We start from the raw sequence: 17,699 nt of genomic DNA, 5'->3' as shown, positions 1-17,699 counted from the left end.
GATCACATCACGTGCATATGCATCCGCACGGCCAGATTGCCCAAAATCCAAACTGTTCCCCCTATGATGATCAGCAAAACAAGCGTTGAGAACAGGATCAGATCCAGATCCTCGCGGCTGCTGCGGCGGCGGTCGATATGCAGGAAATAGACCAACTGAACCACCAGTTGCGCCAGCCCCAGAAGCCCTATGGTCATATACACACCGCGTTTTTCGATTCCAAACACATAGGCGATCCCGAAAACCACAAGTGTAAGCAGCAACGATCCGCCATAGCCGATCACATAGCGGCGGCGCTCGCGGCGGTGCATTTCCGAGCTGTTATCCATAAGCCAGACCTCCGAAATACACGATGGTGATGATGCCGATCCAGATCAGATCGAGGAAGTGCCAGAACAGGGCCAACCGCACCATGCGCGACATCAGCAAGTCAGTCAGGCCCATCATGCGCAGTTGAATGCCCAGCACGATCAACCAGATACACCCCGCCGCCACATGCAGCCCGTGCAAGGGCACCAGTCCATAGAACGCCGACAAAAAGCCGCTGCGTTTTGGGATGCCACCCTGAGCAGCCATGTTGACGAAATCGCGGATCTCAAGAACCAGAAAGCTGATCCCCAGCACCAGCGTCACCCCGAACCACAACACGATGCGCGGGCGCGGCAGGTTGTATTTCAACGCCAGCATCGCCAGCCCAACCGTCAGGCTGGAGGTCAGCAGGATCATGGTCTGCGCAAAGATGCTTTTCAGATCAAACAGCTCATGCGGGCCAGGCCCACCAGCCTGCGCGTCGATCATGGTGATATAGACGCCGAACATCAGGCCGAAATAGACCAGATCGCTCATCAAAAAGACCCAGAAACCGAAGGTGACCACCTCGGTTGCCTTGTCGGCACTGGCATGGTTTTCGCCCAGGTTGATCCCCGGATAGCTGTGTGAAGGCGCGCGCTTCATGTCACGGCCTCCATATCCGGTCGGGCGAGGCCCCGGTTTTCCGGGGCTGTTTCATGGTCGCGATCCACCGCTTGCGCGCTGTGCACCAGCGCCAACCAGGCCTCATGATCTTTGCGGACTTCTTCGGCGGGGATGATCTCTTCGGTGTTGGTGTCAAAGCTCCAAAGGATAACGGCCAGCAGCATCGCAAGCGTCATCAGCGCGGCCAGCCACCAGATCCACCAGACCAGTGCAAACATCCAAACGCCGCTGAACACACACAGAAGGAACCCGATGCCGGTATTGCGCCGCATCTCGATATCTTCATAAGCGTCGGGCGTGGGATAGGCCTGCCCGCGTTCCTTGGCGGCGGCGAAATCATCGCGATCCGTGACCTGCGGGATGATCGCAAAGTTATATTCGGGCGGAGGGGACGGGATCGACCATTCCAGCGTGCGCCCATCCCAGGGGTCGCCCACAGGAACGCGCGTGCTGTCACGGTCGCGGATGCTGACCCAAAGCTGCACTAGGATCGACAGCAGCGCCCCCAGAATGACCAGAGCGCCAATGACCGCCACGATCATATAGGGGTGGAAACTGGGATCCTCCCAACTGAAAGAGCGGCGCGGCATCCCCATCAGGCCCACGAAATAAAGCGGCAGGAAGGTCAGCATGAAGCCAACCGTCCAAAGCGCCACGCTGATGCGCCCCCAGCTTTCGTTCAATCGGAAGCCAAAGGCCTTGGGGAACCAGTAATTGTAGGCCGCAAGCAGCCCAAACAACACGCCGGGAAGCAACACATTGTGGAAATGGGCCACCAAAAACAGGGTGTTGTGCACCTGATAATCAACGGTCGGATTGGCAAGGATCACACCGCTGAGCCCGCCGATCACAAACAGCATCAGGAAGGCCAGACCATAGAGCATGGGTACCGAGAACCGGATCCGCCCGCGCCAGAGCGTGGCCATCCAGTCATAGACCTTTACCCCGGTCGGAATGGCAATCAGCATCGTTGCGATGCCAAACACCGCATTGATCAGGGCGCTTTGGCCCATGGTAAAGAAATGGTGCAGCCAGACGGTAAAGGACAGGATCGCAATCGACATGGTGGCAATCACCAGCGAGTTATATCCATAGAGCCGTTTGGCCGAGAAGGTGGCGAAAATCTCGGAATAGATGCCATAGGCGGGCAGCACCAGCAAATAGACCTCGGGGTGGCCGAACAGCCAGAACAGGTTGGCATAGTTCATCATGTTGCCGCCCAGATCATTGGTGAAGAAGTGGAAATCCAGATACCTGTCTGCGGCCAGCAATAATGCGGCCACCCCCAAAGGCGGCATCGCAAAGATGATCAGGATCGAGCTGCAAATAATCGTCCAGCAATACATCGGCAGACGCGTGAACTTCATCCCCGGTGCACGCAGCTTATAGATCGTTACGGCAAAATTGATCCCTGTCAGGGTGGTGCCTATCCCTGAGACGACAATGGCCCAGATCCAGTAATCAGGCCCCACACCCGGATTAAACGCAGCACCGGTGAAGGGCGGATAGGCTGTCCACCCGCCGGTCGAGAACTCGCCCACCACCAAAGACACCATCAGCATCATGCCCGCCGAAACCGTCAGGCCCAGCCCGATCTGGTTCATCACCGGAAAGGCCACATCACGCGCGCCAATCATCAACGGTACAACATAGTTCGCCACCCCAAAGACAAAGGGCACGGCAACAAAGAAGACCATGATGGTGCCATGGGTGCTAAAGAGCTCGGCGAAATGTTCCGCCTCAAGGAATCCGTCGCCGGGCCCCGCGGCTTGTTGAGCGCGCATTACCACGCCTTCCAGCACACCGCGCGCCAGCATCACGATGGCAAAGACGATATACATGATACCGATCTTCTTGTGATCCACACTGGTCAGCCAATCGCGCCACAATGGACCCCAGAGGCGGAACCAGGACAAAAGCCCAACGACAGCCACCACGCCGACAACAACAATCGCAGCGGCGGCGTTGGCGACGATCTCATTGGCGCCGGGGTTCTGGATTAAACCAGCAATCGGAAACGCATCCCAGTTCAGCCGCCCAAAGAAACCAATGTCGGTAGAGGTCATTGGCCAAACTCCGTCGTGCCCGGTTGGTCGGCGACCGCCAAAGGCTCACCACTGTGATACCGGTGCAGAATGCTGTGAAACAGATCGCCCTCTTCCAAGGTGAAATACAGCGCGTTCAGTGGCATCTGTGCAGTGCCCAATGTTTTTTGTGCCTCATCCCGGTCCGTCCGCATGGCCAGAGTGCGATAGTTCTGATCGGTCAGCGGAATGCCATTTGCGCGCACACTTTCGACCCATGCGTTGAAATCCTCGGGCTGCATGGCCTGGGTTAGAAACTTCTGCTTGGTAAAGCCGCGCCCGTTATATTGCGTGTTTTCACCTTGCATGGTCTTGGGCGTATCGGCGACCAGGTGCAATTGCGTGGTCATGCCCGGCATCGCATAGATCTGACCGGCGAGGGCTGGGATCATAAAGGATTGCATGACCGTATCGGTGGTCAGTGTCATTGCAACCTGTTGTTTGATCGGGATGCCCAGCTCTCCGACACTGGCGATGCCCAGATCGGGATAGATGAACAGCCATTTCCAATCGAGGCCAACCACCTGCACCCTCAGCGCAGGTTCTTCTCCGAACGACGCGCTGTAGGGGTCCAGCCGATGGGTTGCCTTCCACAGGTAAAAGGACAAGATCGCCACGATCACCACCGGCACGCCCCACATCAGGAATTCCAGCCGCGCCGAGAAATCCCATTCTGGCCGATAGGCAGCCGCGCTGTTTTTCCGGCGACGGTACCGCAACGCAATCAGAGGCACGAAAACCAGAACGGGTATAACGGCAATCAGGATCAGCGCTGTGGCGCGCAGCAGATGGGTTTTCTGGACCGCTGCAATCGGGCCTTGCGGGTCCATGAAACTGTCACTGGCCAAAGCCCATTGGGCCGAGGCAAAGAGGATCAAAAAGCTTGTGGCGATCATGCCAATGGCAGGGATAGTCCTGAAATATGCCACGCCTGCGCGCCTCTCTGACCTTCTCAAAATCACTGCAACTATCGGCAGAGTTTCGGATTTTCTCAAGGCTTTTCGCGCCGGGTCCGGATGTGTTGACATCACATTCGATGTAACCGCATTTTTCGGGTATGCGTTTGGGCCTTTTCTTTTTGTCTTTGATCTTGTGGGCAAGCTGCGCTGCCGCTCTGGATCGCGCGGCGATTGAGCGTCAGTTTCAAACCTGGCTGCAAGAGGAGGTGTGGCCCCGCGCCAAGGCAAAAGGCGTGTCGCGGCGCACCATGGAGCAAGCCTTTGACGGGGTGACGTTGAACTGGAAACTGCCTGATCTGGTTCCACCCGGCACGCAAGCCAAGCCCTCTGAACAGTCGCAGGCCGAGTTCGGCTCGCCCGGGCGCTATTTCAATGCCAACGCGGTGCAGGGCACGACTGCGGTGGGGCGGAAGATGGCGAAACGTCATGCATCCGTTCTGGCGCGTGTCGAGGCGGACACCGGCGTGCCCGCGCGTATCCTGTTGGCGATCTGGGGCCGTGAAAGCGGATATGGGCAAGTGTCGATCCCTCATGACGCCTTTCGCGTGCTGGGCACCAAGGCGTTCATGAGCACACGGGCCGCGTATTTCACTACCGAATTGATTGCAGCCCTTCAAATCGTCGATGCAGGGCATGTGGACCCGCGCAACATGAAAAGCAGTTGGGCGGGTGCTTTGGGACAGCCACAGTTCATGCCGTCGAATGTGCTGGCTTATGCGGTTGACGGCAATGGCGATCGTCGCGCCGATATCTGGGGCTCGGCCGAGGATACGCTCGCCTCGATTGGAAATTACCTGAAACAACACGGCTGGGTTACCGGGCGCGATTGGGGGTTCGAAGTTATTGTGCCCGCCGCCCTGTCTTGTGCGCTGGAAGGGCCGGATCAGGGGCGGCGCATTCAGGAATGGGTCGATCTGGGCGTAACACGCATCTCGGGCCGCCCGTTTCCGGCGCATGAGCTGCGGGGGGAGGGATTCTTGATGATGCCTGCCGGTCGCAATGGACCTGCATTTGTGGTCACCCCGAATTTCTACGTTCTCAAAGACTATAATTTCAGCGACCTCTATGCGCTGTTTGTGGGCCATGTCGGGGACCGGATTCAATATGGCGTTGGTGATTTCAAAGCCGGTTGGGCGGCTGTTGGGGGGCTCGACCGGTCCGATGTTGCGGCAATGCAGTTGGCTCTGGAGCAAATGGGCCATGACGTTGGCGGTGTCGACGGCCTGGCGGGTTACAAAACGCGCCGTTCGATCGGGCGCTGGCAAGAGGCAGTGGGCGAACAGCCTAAATGTTTTCCCGAAGCTGAAATGAAGAGAAAGCTAAAGCCTTGAAGCTGCCCGTCAGTGGGTAGAATCAAGCCGGGACCGAAGGATTTTTCGGGAAAACCAAGGCAACAATTCCATTGAACCCAAAGAACGGTGCGCAAATCAGCCGCGCATCGTTCTCATTTCGGAAACAGTATTCCATTCTGCCTTACGCAAAGGGAAAGGAAAGAGTGCGTTTGAAGGGGGGAAACTGGTCTCTTTGTTCACCGTAAACGACCCTTCTTTGACAGGCTGCCAAGCCACTCACCAGAGGGACGGCCCGAGATCAAAGCGGGGCAAAGTGGTGAAATTTTTGGCAAAACACTGCGTCAAAACCGCTCGGTAAGGGAGAGCCTACGCGAATTCCATTCGATCTCGGGGCCCATAGGCTCTGCCTGATACGCCCAAAATCGCGTTTTCACCCTTCGCAAATCAAAGGCGTGGCGGGTCTACAGGTTTTGACTCTTTGTGCCCCGGATGGCAGGATTCGACCACTTGAAGCCTTGGCAGGTCAATCGGATTGAATGCCAAACCTGGCAAGACTAAGAGAACACACCGGCGCACCACATTTTCCGGTTACGAGTGAAATTTGAGAGGTCACATGACACGTAAAGTCACGAAAGCTATTTTCCCCGTTGCCGGGCTTGGAACACGGTTCCTTCCTGCGACAAAGTCGGTGCCAAAAGAGATTATGACACTGGTCGACCGACCGCTGGTTCAATACGCAATTGATGAGGCGCGGGCCGCTGGCATCAAGGAATTCATTTTTGTCACGTCACGCGGCAAGTCCGCGCTTGAAGATTATTTCGATCACAATCTGGTGTTGGAACAAGAGCTGCGCAACAAAGGCAAGGACGCGTTGCTGGACACTTTGGCTGCAACCAACATGGAAAGCGGTGCCATTGCCTATATCCGTCAGCACAAAGCGCTGGGTCTGGGCCATGCGGTCTGGTGCGCCCGTCGCCTGATCGGAAACGAGCCTTTTGCGGTTATGCTGCCTGATGACGTAATCGCAGCGGACAAGCCTTGTCTGCAGCAAATGGTCGAAGCTTATCAAGAGACCGGTGGCAACATGGTGGCAACCATGGAAGTCGCACCCGAAAAGACGAGCGCTTATGGCGTTCTTGATGTCCAAGAGGACATGGGCGCTGTTGTGACCGCCCGCGGCATGGTTGAAAAACCTGCGCCCGAAAAGGCGCCATCGAATCTGGCCGTGATCGGACGGTACATCCTGGCACCTTCCGTTCTGGACAACCTCAATGAAATGAAGGTCGGCAGCGGTGGCGAGATTCAGTTGACCGACGCGATTGCACAGGACATCAAGAATGATGTCTCGGTCTTTGGGTATCGGTTCAAAGGTCAGCGTTTTGATTGCGGCTCAAAATCCGGGTTCCTGCAGGCCACTGTGGCTTTTGCGCTGGCGCGGGACGATTTGCGCGAAGACCTGAACAACTATCTGCATGACATCATTGCCGCAGATCGGGCTGCTCAGTAACGATAGCCTCTTCACCTTTGTTGCAATCATTGCGATATGCTGGTGCCAAAGTCATACAAAGGCAGCAGCATTATGAGCAAAGTCTATCCTGTGATCCTGTGCGGTGGCTCTGGCACGCGTTTGTGGCCCCTGTCGCGCAAAAGCTATCCCAAGCAGTTCGTCCCTTTGATCGGAGAGACGAGCCTGCTTCAGGACTGCGCTGACCGGTTGCAGGGGCCGAGTGAAACGCCGTATGCCAAGCCATTGATCCTGACCAACGAAGCGTTTCGCTTTGTGGTGCCAGAACAATTGGCTGCGGTGGGTATTGATCCCGGTCCGGTCCTGATCGAACCGGACGGGCGCAACACGGCACCCGCCGTTCTGGCTGCGGCACTGCATCTGGCGGCCAGCGACCCGGATGGCGTGATGATCGTAGCACCCTCGGATCATGTTGTGCCCGACAAAGCGGCCTTTCATGCGGCCGTGGAAAAGGGTCTGACGGCAATCACCGAGCGCAAGGATCTGGTGACCTTCGGGATCACACCGGATCGCCCGGAAACCGGCTATGGTTATCTGAAACTCAGCCAGAAACCGGATCAATCGGGCCTGCCTGTCGCTTTGGAACAGTTTGTGGAAAAACCGGATCTGGCCGCGGCAGAGGCAATGGTGGCCGATGGCAGCTTCTTGTGGAATTCGGGCATCTTCCTGTTTGCCGTGCGCGACATTATCGCGGCGTTCGAAACACATGCGCCGGAACTGATGCAGCCGGTGCGCCAAGCGGTCGAAAAGGCGCAAAGCGATCTGGGCTTTTTGCGCCTGGATCCTGACGCCTGGAGCGGGGTTCAGGACATCTCGATCGACTATGCGGTCATGGAGAAAGCCGGCAACCTCAGCGTTGTACCCTACGCGTCAGGCTGGTCCGATGTGGGCAGCTGGTCCGCGGTGCAAGAGCTTAGCAATCCCGACGCAAACGGCGTGGCTACAACCGGTGAGGTCACGACAATCGACTGTCAGAACGTCCTCGTCCGCTCGGAATCTCCGGCGCAAGAGGTTGTTGCGATGGGGCTTGAGAACGTGATCACCGTCGCCATGCCAGATGCGGTTCTGGTGGCCAGCATGGACAAGGCGCAGGATGTGAAACGGGCGGTCGCCGCACTGAAAGCCAAAGGCGCCAAACAGGCCGAACAATTGCCGGTGGATCACCGCCCCTGGGGCTGGTTCGAAAGCCTGGTGATCGGTGACCGGTTTCAGGTCAAACGCATTCATGTGCATCCCGGTGCCGCGCTGAGCCTGCAATCGCATCACCACCGCTCTGAACATTGGATCGTGGTGGAAGGCACAGCAAAGGTCACCATCGACGATGAGGTCAAGCTAGTCTCGGAAAACCAGTCGGTCTATATCCCGCTGGGCGCGGTTCACCGGATGGAGAACCCGGGCAAGGTACCCATGGTACTGATCGAGGTTCAGACCGGTGCCTATCTGGGCGAAGATGATATCGTCCGCTACGAAGACATCTACGCACGCAGTTAACACGCGGGCAGGAGCCTTGGCCCCTGCCCCAAACAGCGGCTCAAACCTTTCCAAATCCTAATCCGGGCGTTCGGCCTGGTCAGGCGGGATTCATGCGCGTCACGGCAGTGTGGCGCGCAATCAGCGCCGGACCGACAGCCACAGGAGGATGCCCGATGTCGCAAAACTCACCCCGTTTGAACCTGCCGTTTCTTCAACCGTCACAGGCCCAGAAACACGTCACCCATAACGAGGCCCTGCGCGAGCTGGATCTGGTGGTGCAGTTGAGCTTAGTCACGATGAACGCAGCAACGCCCCCTGCGGTGCCGTCCCAGGGCGACATTCATGCCTTGGGCGCGGCACCCACAGCGGAATGGGCCGGTTACGGTGGCGAGCTTGCCGCGTGGTTGGACAATGCCTGGCATTTTGTAACGCCCGCTCAAGGCTGGCGCGCCTGGGATCAAGCCGCGGGTCAGTTGAAGGTTTGGGATGGCAGCGCGTGGATCGATCCGCCGCTTTCGACGCAAAACCTACCCGGTGTTGGGATCGCGACCACTTCTGACAGCACAAACCGCCTGTCGGTGCGTGGCCCGGCCACATTGCTGAGCCATGATGGGGCAGGACATCAGCTGAAGATCAACAAGGCAGGCGCAGGCGATACTGCATCGCTGTTGTTTCAATCGAACTGGACCGGCCATGCCGAAATGGGTCTGGCGGGCAATACCGGGTTTTCGATCAAAGTGTCTGCTGATGGCAGCACCTGGAATGATGCGCTGGCGTTCGACCCGGCGACGGGCGTTGCCAGCGGGACGGCGGTGCAAAGCAGCGCCGACGACACCACTACAGGGCGTCTGATGCGGGCCGATTACGGCTATGGTCCCGGCAATCTTTTGGGCACGGTCTCGGAAAGCGGTGGCACGCCCACAGGCGCGGTGATTGAGCGCGGGTCGAACGCCAACGGAGACTATGTGCGTTTTGCCGATGGAACGCAGATCTGCACGGTGACGCTTTCGGCGGTTGACTGCACCAATGCCACGGGCGCGCTGTTTGCCAGCGCCGTGTTCACCTGGGACTTCCCGATGGGTTTCGCCACAAGCGCCACCCCTGCCGTCAGCGGTGCGGCTGGTGCAGCGAGCCGTTTTCTGGGCCTCGACGCGCCATCTGGCACGCAAGCCAGCGGTCAAGTCCTGTCGGCGGTATCAGACCCGACCCAGCTGACCCCCACTCTGGTGGCTATTGGTCGCTGGGTCTGAGCCAGGCTTTTCAGGCGGTTACTTGGACCGGATCTCGGTATCCGCCAGATCGAGGAACCAGGCATAGGTTTCGCGAATACCGTCCTCAAGACCAATACCTGCGCGCCAGCCCATATCGGCTAGGCGCGATACGTCCATCAGCTTGCGCAGGGTGCCGTCGGGCTTGCTGACATCCTGCGTGATACGGCCCGTAAATCCGGTGGTCTTCGCCACCATCGCCGCCAGCTCTGCGATTGAGACATCCTGACCGCAACCCACGTTAATATGGCTCAGCATCGGTTCGGTATTGACCTCGTAAACATCACGCGGCAGATCCAGCACGAACAAAGACGCCTCGGCCATGTCGTCCACATGCAGGAACTCGCGCCGGGGTTTGCCAGTGCCCCAGATCACCACCTCATCCAGCCCGTCACGCTGCGCTTCGTGGAAACGGCGTATCAGAGCGGGCAGAACATGGCTGTTTTCGGGGTGGAAGTTATCGCCTGGGCCATAAAGGTTGGTCGGCATGACCGAGCGGTAGTCGACCCCGTGCTGCCGGTTATAGCTTTCACACAGTTTGATCCCGGCGATTTTCGCGACTGCATAGGGCTCATTCGTGGGCTCCAGCACACCGGTCAACAGCGCATCTTCGCGCATCGGCTGTGGCACTGCACGCGGATAGATGCACGAGCTGCCCAGTTGCAGCAGATGTTTGACCCCAGCGTCAAAGGCCTGATGGATCACGTTACATTCGATCATCAGGTTGTCGTAGATGAAATCCGCAGGATAGGTGTTGTTGGCATGAATGCCGCCCACCTTGGCCGCCGCCAGTATGACCACATCGGGACGTTCCGCCTGCATGAAATCGCGCACTTGCGCCTGGCTGGTCAGATCCAGTTCGGCATGGGTGCGTGTGATCAGCTCCAGCGCCTCACCTTCAGCCTGACGCGCTTGCAAACGACGCAAGATCGCGCCGCCCACCATGCCACGATGGCCTGCTACATAGATCTTGCGCATCGCAAACCCCTCCTCAGCCGTTTTCCAGGCTGACCGGCAGGTCGAACCCGTGCTCTTTCAGCAGCGCGTGGCGTTTGGCGGTTTTCAGATCTTCGACCACCATCTCGGCGCACATCTCTTGCACGGTCAGTTCCGGAACCCAACCCAGCTTGGCCTTTGCGTTGCTGGGATCACCCAGAAGCGTCTCAACTTCGGCAGGGCGGAAATATTGGGGGTCGATGCGCATGACCACGTCGCCCACCTTCAGCGCCGGAGCATTGTCGCCCTCAATCGCGGTCACGGTGGCGATTTCATCAACGCCGGAACCGGAGAATTCCAGCGTCACGCCCAGTTCGGCTGCGGACCATTCAATGAACTGACGTACCGAGTATTGCACTCCAGTCGCGATGACAAAATCTTCGGGTGTGTCCTGCTGCAGCATCATCCACTGCATCCGAACATAGTCCTTGGCATGGCCCCAATCGCGCAGGCTGTCGATATTGCCCATATAAAGACAGCTCTCGAGCCCCTGGGCGATATTGGCCAAGCCACGCGTGATCTTGCGGGTTACGAAGGTTTCCCCCCGACGCGGGCTTTCGTGGTTAAATAGGATGCCATTGCAGGCATACATGCCATAGGCCTCGCGGTAGTTCACCGTGATCCAATAGGAATAGAGCTTGGCCACAGCATAAGGCGAGCGCGGGTGAAACGGGGTCGTTTCACGCTGCGGCGTTTCTTGCACAAGCCCATAAAGCTCGGACGTTGAGGCCTGATAGAACCGGGTCTTTTTCTCAAGCCCCAGAAACCGGATCGCTTCTAGCAAGCGCAAGGTCCCGATGGCATCAACGTCGGCGGTGTATTCGGGCGATTCAAAGCTGACCGCCACATGCGATTGCGCGCCAAGGTTATAAACCTCGTCGGGCTGAACCTCCTGAATGATGCGCGTCAGGTTCGACGTATCGCTCAGATCACCATAATGCAGACGCAGCTTTGGGTTTGGCTCATGCGGATCCTGATAGATATGGTCGATCCGTTGCGTGTTGAACGAAGACGCTCGCCGTTTGATCCCGTGCACCTCATATCCCTTGGCCAGCAGAAGTTCGGCGAGATACGAGCCGTCCTGACCGGTAATGCCGGTGATCAATGCTGTCTTGGTCATAGATGTGTCCTATTCGATGCTAAATCCGTCTTTGTCGCCCAAAAACAGGATCATTGCGCCGAATGCAACCCAACCTGAGCGTCAGGCATTGAATCCGGCGGAACTTTCCCCGAGTGTGTGCCCGCCAGCATCGGTATTGAGTAACAAAGGATATTAACGAATGCGTATTGCGATGATCGGCACCGGTTATGTCGGCCTGGTGTCGGGAGTGTGTTTTTCAGATTTTGGCCATGACGTCATTTGTGTCGACAAGGCCGCCAGCAAGATCGAGATGTTGCAATCCGGTGAGGTTCCGATTTTTGAGCCGGGACTGGACGTGTTGATGGCCAAGAACGTGGCTGCGGGTCGGCTGAGCTTTACCACAGATCTGGCCGCTGCGGTGGATGGGGCCGACGCGGTGTTCATCGCGGTCGGAACGCCCACGCGGCGCGGGGATGGTCACGCAGATCTGACCTATGTGATGGCCGCCGCCGAGGAAATTGCACATGCGCTGACCGACTACACTGTTGTCGTGACCAAATCGACAGTACCGGTGGGTACCAACCGTCAAGTGCATCAGGTGATCTCGGCAGCTAATCCCAATGCCGCTTTTGATGTCGCTTCGAATCCTGAGTTTCTGCGTGAAGGCGCTGCGATTGACGATTTCATGCGCCCCGACCGTGTCGTTGTCGGGGTCGAAAACGACCGGGCCGCAGATGTCATGGCCGAGATCTACCGCCCGCTCTACCTGCGCGACTTCCCGATCCTGACCACCGATTTGGAAAGCGCCGAGATGATCAAATACGCGGCCAACGCCTTCCTGGCGACCAAGATCACCTTCATCAACGAAATCGCCGGGCTCTGCGAACGGGTTGGTGCCGATGTGAAAGAGGTGTCACGCGGGATGGGCCTGGACGGGCGGATCGGCAACAAATTCCTGCATGCCGGCCCCGGCTATGGTGGGTCGTGTTTCCCCAAGGACACCGCTGCTTTGGCCCGGATCGGGCAGGACCATGCGCACCCGATGCAGATCACCGAAACCGTCATGCGGGTGAATGATGAGGTCAAAAAGCGGATGATCGAAAAGATCCGCGAGGCCTGCAACGACAGTTTCAACGGTAAGACCATCACCATTCTGGGTGTGACCTTCAAACCCAATACCGATGACATGCGCGAGGCGCCATCGCTGTCGATCGTCCCTGCCCTGATCGGAGGCGGCGCGCAGGTCCGCGTGGTTGATCCGCAAGGCCGCGCCGAAGGCGAAGAGCTGTTGCCGGGCGTACATTGGGCCGATGATCCCTATCAAGCCGCCAAGGATGCCGACGCTGTTGTCTTGCTCACTGAATGGAACGAATTCCGTGCGCTCAACCTTGCCGATCTGGCACAAGCAATGAAAACCCCCCGCATGGTCGATTTGCGCAACATCTACTCGAAACGTTCAGCGCTGAAATCCGGGTTCGAGACTTATGTAGGGGTTGGGCGGTGATGTCGAACCTGGCCGCAGGCCGCTAAAGCCATTCATTTGAGGATTGGTCATCACAACGGAGCCAATGTCGTTGTTGTTCCCGCGTGCGAAAAAGCCAGGTCAGGTCAAACCGCGGTTCGCGCGATATTTAGTGGCAGAATGAATTACGGCCCGCCATCACTACGGCGGGCCGCGATGCTTCGTAGGACCTTCAGAAACGGAACTCGATTCCGATGTTTCCACCAAAGGTATAGTCGCCTGAACTGCTGCCGAATCCGGTTTCTCCGGTCACCTCGGCAAACAGCCTTGTTCTGGACGATACGGCCACATTGCCGCCCAGGGTCAGACCAGCCGTGTTCGCCCCGCGCTCGGTCAGGATCGTATTCTGCCCGAAGGCAACAGACGTTTCATTGTCGAAAGCATGGTAATAGTCGACCTGACCAAACAGAACCGCATCGCCAGCCAATGTGTGTTCGGCACGCAGACCCAGACGCGCGGTCAGAGTATCGCCATCCACCAGCGATCCGGTCTGACCACCTCCGGCCAGATCGACGACGTTGTCAGTGTCGATATCGCTGTACATCAGCTGCGCCTGCGGCACCAAGGTCAGTCCGTTGCTAAGCTCAACCGGCTTGCCGACCTCAATCGACAGAGCATAGCCGTCACTGTCGGTATCAACCGATTGTCCACCGTTTGGGCGAATTGTGCTGTCGAAAACACCATAACGCATTTGTCCGTCGAGATAGAGCTGACTGTCCGCAACCCACAAAACGCTCAACGTCGCATCATAGGCGTCGGTGCTGATATCGGCTGCGGTCAAGGATGTGGTTACATCCGTGGACAGGCTGCTGATGCCAAACTCCAACCCGCCGATCAGAGTGCCGTTGCTCAGCTCGGTCAAAGGCAACGCGGCCCCAAAACGCAGACCTCCGCTGTTGGTTTCGACATCGCGGTCGTCCACCGAATAGCTGTCGCGCTGTCCTTCTCCCAGTACCCAGACCAGTGGACGGGTGGTGGATGTCAACTCACTGAGGGCGCGGCTGACCGTATTGGCCTCTGACGTGCCCCGCTGCGTTGCCCCCATGACGCGCTGCAGAGTCGCACCCGGTGTCAATTGATCGCTGACTTGCTGTACAGTCGTCGCCAGAAAATCGCCTCCGGGGTTGCGCGTAACCGGACTGGATGCAGTTGCATTGGCGAACGGCGTCAAAAAGAACTCACCTGTTGCTGCGTCATAATCCAGCCGATAGGCGAGTTCGCCATCGCTGATCGCCTGTGCACCATCATTGGTCACGAAATCTGCGTTCACCAGTCGGAAGTCGCTTTCCAGGCTTGTGCCCGCAACAGTCACCAGCGTGAGGTTCTGCGCTGCGTCGAACGTGCTGCCTGATGCAGAAACATCCAGCCCCTGACTGGCACCGGCTGTATTGCCACTCACCTGCACCTGATCATTGGTGCCAGCGGTCAGGTCCGCATCCAAAGCGATGGTGCCGCGCCCCGTGAGGTTACCACCAATCGTCAGACGGTCCCCTGTTGAACCATCTGCCGTCGAGATCAGACCATTGTTCAACACATCGCGCCCCAGCGTGACATTGCCCAGCCCGCCAGCGCCGGCGCGAAATCGCCCGCCTGCACCCACTTCGAAGGTATCGTTAAAGGTGAAATCGGCATTCTGGGCGGTGATCGTGCTGCCGCTTTCGACCCGGATCGAGGTGAACCCGGTCACATCGGCACTATTGACCGTCAGATTACCCCCAAGCACAACATCCACACGCCAGCTTTCATATTCTGCCAGCTCGTGAGGAAGGGACCCCAGCACCCAATCGTATAAGGTTCTGGCATAGGCATGATCTGGAACGTATTGGGTTACATATCCCACCCTCAAACCACGCGCCCGGACGATGCTTCCGCTGGTTGGGTCGGATTGACCAACCATGCATTCCAAAAGCGTTGTCTTGCCACGCCCATTTGCGGCAACCAATCCAATACGATCACCTTTGGAAATCGTGAAATTGAGGTCATCGAATAGGACGTCGCCACGTATTACGCTTAAAGCGTTGATATTCATAACAGTCATCGGAGTCTCTGCTCATAGAAAAAATTGCCGCTGTGCGGCTTTGGGCAGACCGATTGGAACGTTGTTACTCGGACCCGCCCTGCAAACGCATTTACAGGGCGAAACGGGGACCATGCTGAAGTCGGCGGATGATACGCATGTTCAGCTTGTGCCCTCCTGTTGTTGAATGTGACTGTCTGCCTGGACTTTAGAAAACAACATACAACTCAGCAAGTGTTTCGACGAGCCAAGCTGTCCGTGCCGTGTACGCGAAAACGCAGCGTTGAGCCGATGGGTTAGGCTGCCAGCTCTGTGTACTGGCGAAACGGAAAGAGTCCACCTTTGCGGATCATGTGCACCACTTCGCTTCCGTCCAGTGTAGCCGCCGGTGAAGCAAAGGCTTTGAACCCTAGCATCGGTCATGGGCGTCTCTTGATGAAGCGATGGTCCTGTTCCACCATGTTATTCAAATACTCGGCCTGACCACCTCAATCGGGATCGGGAATCCAAATCCTTTCGGCATCCGCGCGAAGAACTTGGTGGCAGCGTGTATGTTTCGACGATGCGGAAGCACGAGATCAACTGTCTTGTCGTGCTTGTCGACAGCACGATAGAGACAATCCCGCGCTCTTTTCACCTTGATGCAAGTCTCGTCCTTTCTCACGTAACGGCCGCACGGTCCCTTTCGCCCGCGCGCAATAGCGGCAACTGCACCAGCCAAACATCACCCATGCTCTTTACGACACGACCTGATTGGTCTGTCATCGTTGCGGTGACGATGTCGCTTTTCAGGTGATCAGGCATTAGAATCGTGGCTTGCTCATCCTTGTGCCTAAGCGCCGAATACCCAACGACAGCCCCGGCTAGTATTGCCGCCAACCTTCGCTGCAAATTTTGTTCTTGGCCGACATGCGTTCGACGACAGAAATGATGCTCTCCGCCTTTGGCATCAGCGTCAGTTCGCGGTCCAATGCGGGGAAAACCATTACTTGTAGATTGCCGCATAGCGAGGTGCGAAGAACTTAACGAAGGCTCTAACCTCGGGCCGGCGATAAGCTTCCGGCGAAATGAGCATCAGGTGCGGCACCGCAAGTTCGGGGATTTCGTCGAAGCACCGGATAAAGGAGTCGTCTGTTTCAACCAGTTTCACATTGCTGATCCCAAGGCCTTGGCCTGATCTGATCGCTGCATGCATCAGCTCGAGTTCAGTGAAAGACATGACGATCTGGTCCGGTGCCACGTGATTGGTCAACCATTCGTGGAATACATTCGGAACATCGTCCCGCTGAAAGGTAACAAACCGATGCCCGGCCAGATCATCGGTTGACTCCGGCAAGCCAAATTTGTCCGCGTAATTTCTGCTGCCGAACAAAGCCCAGCGGGCCGTGCTGATCTTACGACAGATCAGTTCAGGATCAGGATCGGTTCTTGCAAGGCGCAACGCAATGTCGGCCTCGCCCGCCATCAGGTCCAGCGCCCGAACGCTGGAAAAGAACTCGAATGCGACATCCTGATTTTCGGCAGAGAACTCGTTTACGATCTCAATCATGCGTGCAGAGAAGTTTGCTGAATAAGCTGTAATCCTGATGGGCTGTGTCGACGTCAATTCCTTCGCGCAATCGGCAAATTCGCGGACAGAAGCCTCGATTGCTTCGGCGAAGGGAGCGAGGCGAAGGGCTTCCGGGGTCGGCTTGAAGCCGTGCGTACCGCGCTCAAACAGCGTCAAACCTGTTTCTCTTTCGAGAACATCAATGCGTCGGGCAACCGTTGGTTGGGAGACCTTCAGCTTTCGGGAAGCCGCAAGCGTCGATCCTTCTCTGAAGACAGAGAGGAATACACGAATGTCCGACCAGTTTCGGAACCCGTTCTTCATTTTTGTAGAACAGCACAATTTTGTGCCGGATACCAGAAAAACGGGTGAACAGTTACTGTTGTTGCGACAGCGCAAGTAACTCGGAAAGGACCATGAGATGGCGTCCCATACAATGTCACCCAGCATCTGGACCGTATTTGGTGGACTGTTCGGTTGGACCAAGAAAGCCTTCCCCGACACCCGGAACCCGCGGTCTGCAGACAACGATCTTCACGCGGAACGCGACTATATTAATGACGTGATCTGGAGCAATCCAGACGCGTTTTCAAGTGAACTGGACGTGCAGAACATGATGAGTCTGTATCCAGGAAGGTTCTGACGACACTTGGTGACAATCGGCCGAATGACCCCTTCAACGCGGGCGGTGGTTCTTTCAAAAGCTCGCTGATTTCGAAGAAGAAAATTCTCGGGATAACTTCATAAGCTGTGTTTTCGGCACCACCAAACGTTCCGCCAGTGCGACGTCATCGTTCAACAAGGCGCGACAAATTTCGTCCTCCAATTGATTTGCCAAACTCAGTAAGGCGCTTGCGGTTTCCGTTGAGCTGTTGACCTCACTAACGGGTGCAACGTGGTTCAGGTTGTTCGATGATATCTGCGGCATGGTCCGTCTTCCCCACTGTTTTCATACGCA

At 57.1% G+C, this 17,699-nt stretch carries 15 protein-coding genes and 1 pseudogene; 6 read left to right on the top strand and 10 right to left on the bottom strand.

From position 1 onward, the window contains the following. Positions 1-2 precede the first annotated feature (2 nt). Genes GOX45_RS19140 through GOX45_RS19125 form a run of 4 tightly spaced genes read right to left on the bottom strand, consistent with a single transcriptional unit; the run spans position 3 to position 3,988 of the window. A complete protein-coding gene (locus GOX45_RS19140; RefSeq protein ID WP_254446088.1) occupies positions 3-329 on the bottom strand; it encodes a cytochrome o ubiquinol/quinol oxidase subunit IV in 327 nt (108 codons plus the stop codon). Continuing rightward, positions 322-954 carry a cytochrome c oxidase subunit 3 gene (locus GOX45_RS19135; RefSeq protein WP_171103065.1) on the bottom strand — a complete coding sequence of 211 codons (633 nt, stop codon included), beginning with the start codon at positions 952-954 and terminating at the stop codon, positions 322-324. Before GOX45_RS19135 ends, GOX45_RS19140 begins: the two co-directional genes overlap by 8 nt. Beyond that, positions 951-3,041 (bottom strand): cbb3-type cytochrome c oxidase subunit I, encoded by a 2,091-nt coding sequence (locus GOX45_RS19130; RefSeq protein ID WP_171103063.1) that lies wholly within the window; start codon positions 3,039-3,041, stop codon positions 951-953. Before GOX45_RS19130 ends, GOX45_RS19135 begins: the two co-directional genes overlap by 4 nt. Continuing rightward, complete coding sequence (locus GOX45_RS19125; RefSeq protein ID WP_371808994.1) at positions 3,038-3,988, bottom strand: cytochrome ubiquinol oxidase subunit II; 951 nt, start codon at positions 3,986-3,988, stop codon at positions 3,038-3,040. The genes GOX45_RS19130 and GOX45_RS19125 overlap by 4 nt, the downstream gene beginning before the upstream one ends. 128 nt (positions 3,989-4,116) lie before the next feature. On the opposite strand from GOX45_RS19125, the gene GOX45_RS19120 reads away from it, so the two are divergent. From GOX45_RS19120 to GOX45_RS19105, 4 genes are all read left to right on the top strand, one after another. After that, complete coding sequence (locus GOX45_RS19120) at positions 4,117-5,349, top strand: lytic murein transglycosylase (protein WP_171103061.1); 1,233 nt, start codon at positions 4,117-4,119, stop codon at positions 5,347-5,349. Between the two features lie 574 nt (positions 5,350-5,923). Beyond that, positions 5,924-6,817, top strand: coding sequence for a UTP--glucose-1-phosphate uridylyltransferase GalU (gene galU / locus GOX45_RS19115; RefSeq protein WP_171103059.1), 894 nt, complete (start codon positions 5,924-5,926; stop codon positions 6,815-6,817). A 72-nt stretch (positions 6,818-6,889) separates the two neighbouring features. Continuing rightward, entirely contained in the window at positions 6,890-8,326 is a 1,437-nt protein-coding gene (locus GOX45_RS19110) for a mannose-1-phosphate guanylyltransferase/mannose-6-phosphate isomerase (RefSeq protein ID WP_171103058.1), read from the top strand. Positions 8,327-8,481: 155 nt separating this feature from the next. After that, entirely contained in the window at positions 8,482-9,558 is a 1,077-nt protein-coding gene (locus GOX45_RS19105; RefSeq protein ID WP_171103056.1) for a DUF2793 domain-containing protein, read from the top strand. Between the two features lie 18 nt (positions 9,559-9,576). Here GOX45_RS19105 and GOX45_RS19100 read toward each other — a convergent pair whose 3' ends face one another. Together GOX45_RS19100 and gmd are read right to left on the bottom strand one after the other, a co-directional pair. Continuing rightward, positions 9,577-10,554 carry a GDP-L-fucose synthase gene (locus GOX45_RS19100; RefSeq protein WP_171103054.1) on the bottom strand — a complete coding sequence of 326 codons (978 nt, stop codon included), beginning with the start codon at positions 10,552-10,554 and terminating at the stop codon, positions 9,577-9,579. A gap of 13 nt (positions 10,555-10,567) precedes the next feature. Then, complete coding sequence (gene gmd / locus GOX45_RS19095; protein ID WP_171103052.1) at positions 10,568-11,692, bottom strand: GDP-mannose 4,6-dehydratase; 1,125 nt, start codon at positions 11,690-11,692, stop codon at positions 10,568-10,570. Positions 11,693-11,852: 160 nt separating this feature from the next. Here gmd and GOX45_RS19090 point away from each other — a divergent pair, with 160 nt between their 5' ends. After that, on the top strand, positions 11,853-13,157 hold the full coding sequence (locus tag GOX45_RS19090) for a UDP-glucose/GDP-mannose dehydrogenase family protein (RefSeq protein WP_171103050.1): 1,305 nt from the start codon (positions 11,853-11,855) through the stop codon (positions 13,155-13,157). 190 nt (positions 13,158-13,347) lie between these two features. On the opposite strand, the gene GOX45_RS19085 is transcribed toward GOX45_RS19090, so the two are convergent. The 3 genes and pseudogenes from GOX45_RS19085 to GOX45_RS19075 form a co-directional block, all read right to left on the bottom strand. Continuing rightward, positions 13,348-15,213, bottom strand: a complete 1,866-nt coding sequence (locus GOX45_RS19085; RefSeq protein ID WP_171103048.1) for an autotransporter outer membrane beta-barrel domain-containing protein — start codon at positions 15,211-15,213, stop codon at positions 13,348-13,350. A gap of 275 nt (positions 15,214-15,488) precedes the next feature. After that, a pseudogene (locus GOX45_RS19080) lies at positions 15,489-15,910 on the bottom strand (DDE-type integrase/transposase/recombinase); the annotation flags it as partial. A gap of 267 nt (positions 15,911-16,177) precedes the next feature. Continuing rightward, positions 16,178-17,065, bottom strand: coding sequence for a LysR family transcriptional regulator (locus GOX45_RS19075; RefSeq protein ID WP_171103046.1), 888 nt, complete (start codon positions 17,063-17,065; stop codon positions 16,178-16,180). Positions 17,066-17,162: 97 nt separating this feature from the next. Between GOX45_RS19075 and GOX45_RS19070 the strand changes: the two genes are divergently transcribed. Next, positions 17,163-17,384 (top strand): hypothetical protein, encoded by a 222-nt coding sequence (locus GOX45_RS19070; protein ID WP_171103044.1) that lies wholly within the window; start codon positions 17,163-17,165, stop codon positions 17,382-17,384. Between the two features lie 54 nt (positions 17,385-17,438). Here GOX45_RS19070 and GOX45_RS19065 read toward each other — a convergent pair whose 3' ends face one another. Then, positions 17,439-17,669: a hypothetical protein gene (locus GOX45_RS19065; RefSeq protein WP_171103042.1), complete on the bottom strand. Its 231-nt coding sequence runs from the start codon at positions 17,667-17,669 to the stop codon at positions 17,439-17,441. Positions 17,670-17,699 lie beyond the last annotated feature (30 nt).

The organism is Ruegeria sp. HKCCD7255 (genome assembly GCF_013031565.1).
Lineage (GTDB): Bacteria > Pseudomonadota > Alphaproteobacteria > Rhodobacterales > Rhodobacteraceae > Ruegeria.
Note: the sequence above shows the minus strand (reverse complement) of the source record. Positions and strands in the feature narration are given on the sequence as shown.

Coding starts and splice junctions, on each gene's coding strand:
- GOX45_RS19140 (WP_254446088.1), bottom strand. CDS start 329: ATGGATAACAGCTCGGAAATGCACCGCCGCGAGCGCCGCCGCTATGTG.
- GOX45_RS19135 (WP_171103065.1), bottom strand. CDS start 954: ATGAAGCGCGCGCCTTCACACAGCTATCCGGGGATCAACCTGGGCGAA.
- GOX45_RS19130 (WP_171103063.1), bottom strand. CDS start 3,041: ATGACCTCTACCGACATTGGTTTCTTTGGGCGGCTGAACTGGGATGCG.
- GOX45_RS19120 (WP_171103061.1), top strand. CDS start 4,117: ATGCGTTTGGGCCTTTTCTTTTTGTCTTTGATCTTGTGGGCAAGCTGC.
- galU (WP_171103059.1), top strand. CDS start 5,924: ATGACACGTAAAGTCACGAAAGCTATTTTCCCCGTTGCCGGGCTTGGA.
- GOX45_RS19110 (WP_171103058.1), top strand. CDS start 6,890: ATGAGCAAAGTCTATCCTGTGATCCTGTGCGGTGGCTCTGGCACGCGT.
- GOX45_RS19105 (WP_171103056.1), top strand. CDS start 8,482: ATGTCGCAAAACTCACCCCGTTTGAACCTGCCGTTTCTTCAACCGTCA.
- GOX45_RS19100 (WP_171103054.1), bottom strand. CDS start 10,554: ATGCGCAAGATCTATGTAGCAGGCCATCGTGGCATGGTGGGCGGCGCG.
- gmd (WP_171103052.1), bottom strand. CDS start 11,692: ATGACCAAGACAGCATTGATCACCGGCATTACCGGTCAGGACGGCTCG.
- GOX45_RS19090 (WP_171103050.1), top strand. CDS start 11,853: ATGCGTATTGCGATGATCGGCACCGGTTATGTCGGCCTGGTGTCGGGA.
- GOX45_RS19085 (WP_171103048.1), bottom strand. CDS start 15,213: ATGACTGTTATGAATATCAACGCTTTAAGCGTAATACGTGGCGACGTC.
- GOX45_RS19075 (WP_171103046.1), bottom strand. CDS start 17,065: ATGAAGAACGGGTTCCGAAACTGGTCGGACATTCGTGTATTCCTCTCT.
- GOX45_RS19070 (WP_171103044.1), top strand. CDS start 17,163: ATGGCGTCCCATACAATGTCACCCAGCATCTGGACCGTATTTGGTGGA.
- GOX45_RS19065 (WP_171103042.1), bottom strand. CDS start 17,669: ATGCCGCAGATATCATCGAACAACCTGAACCACGTTGCACCCGTTAGT.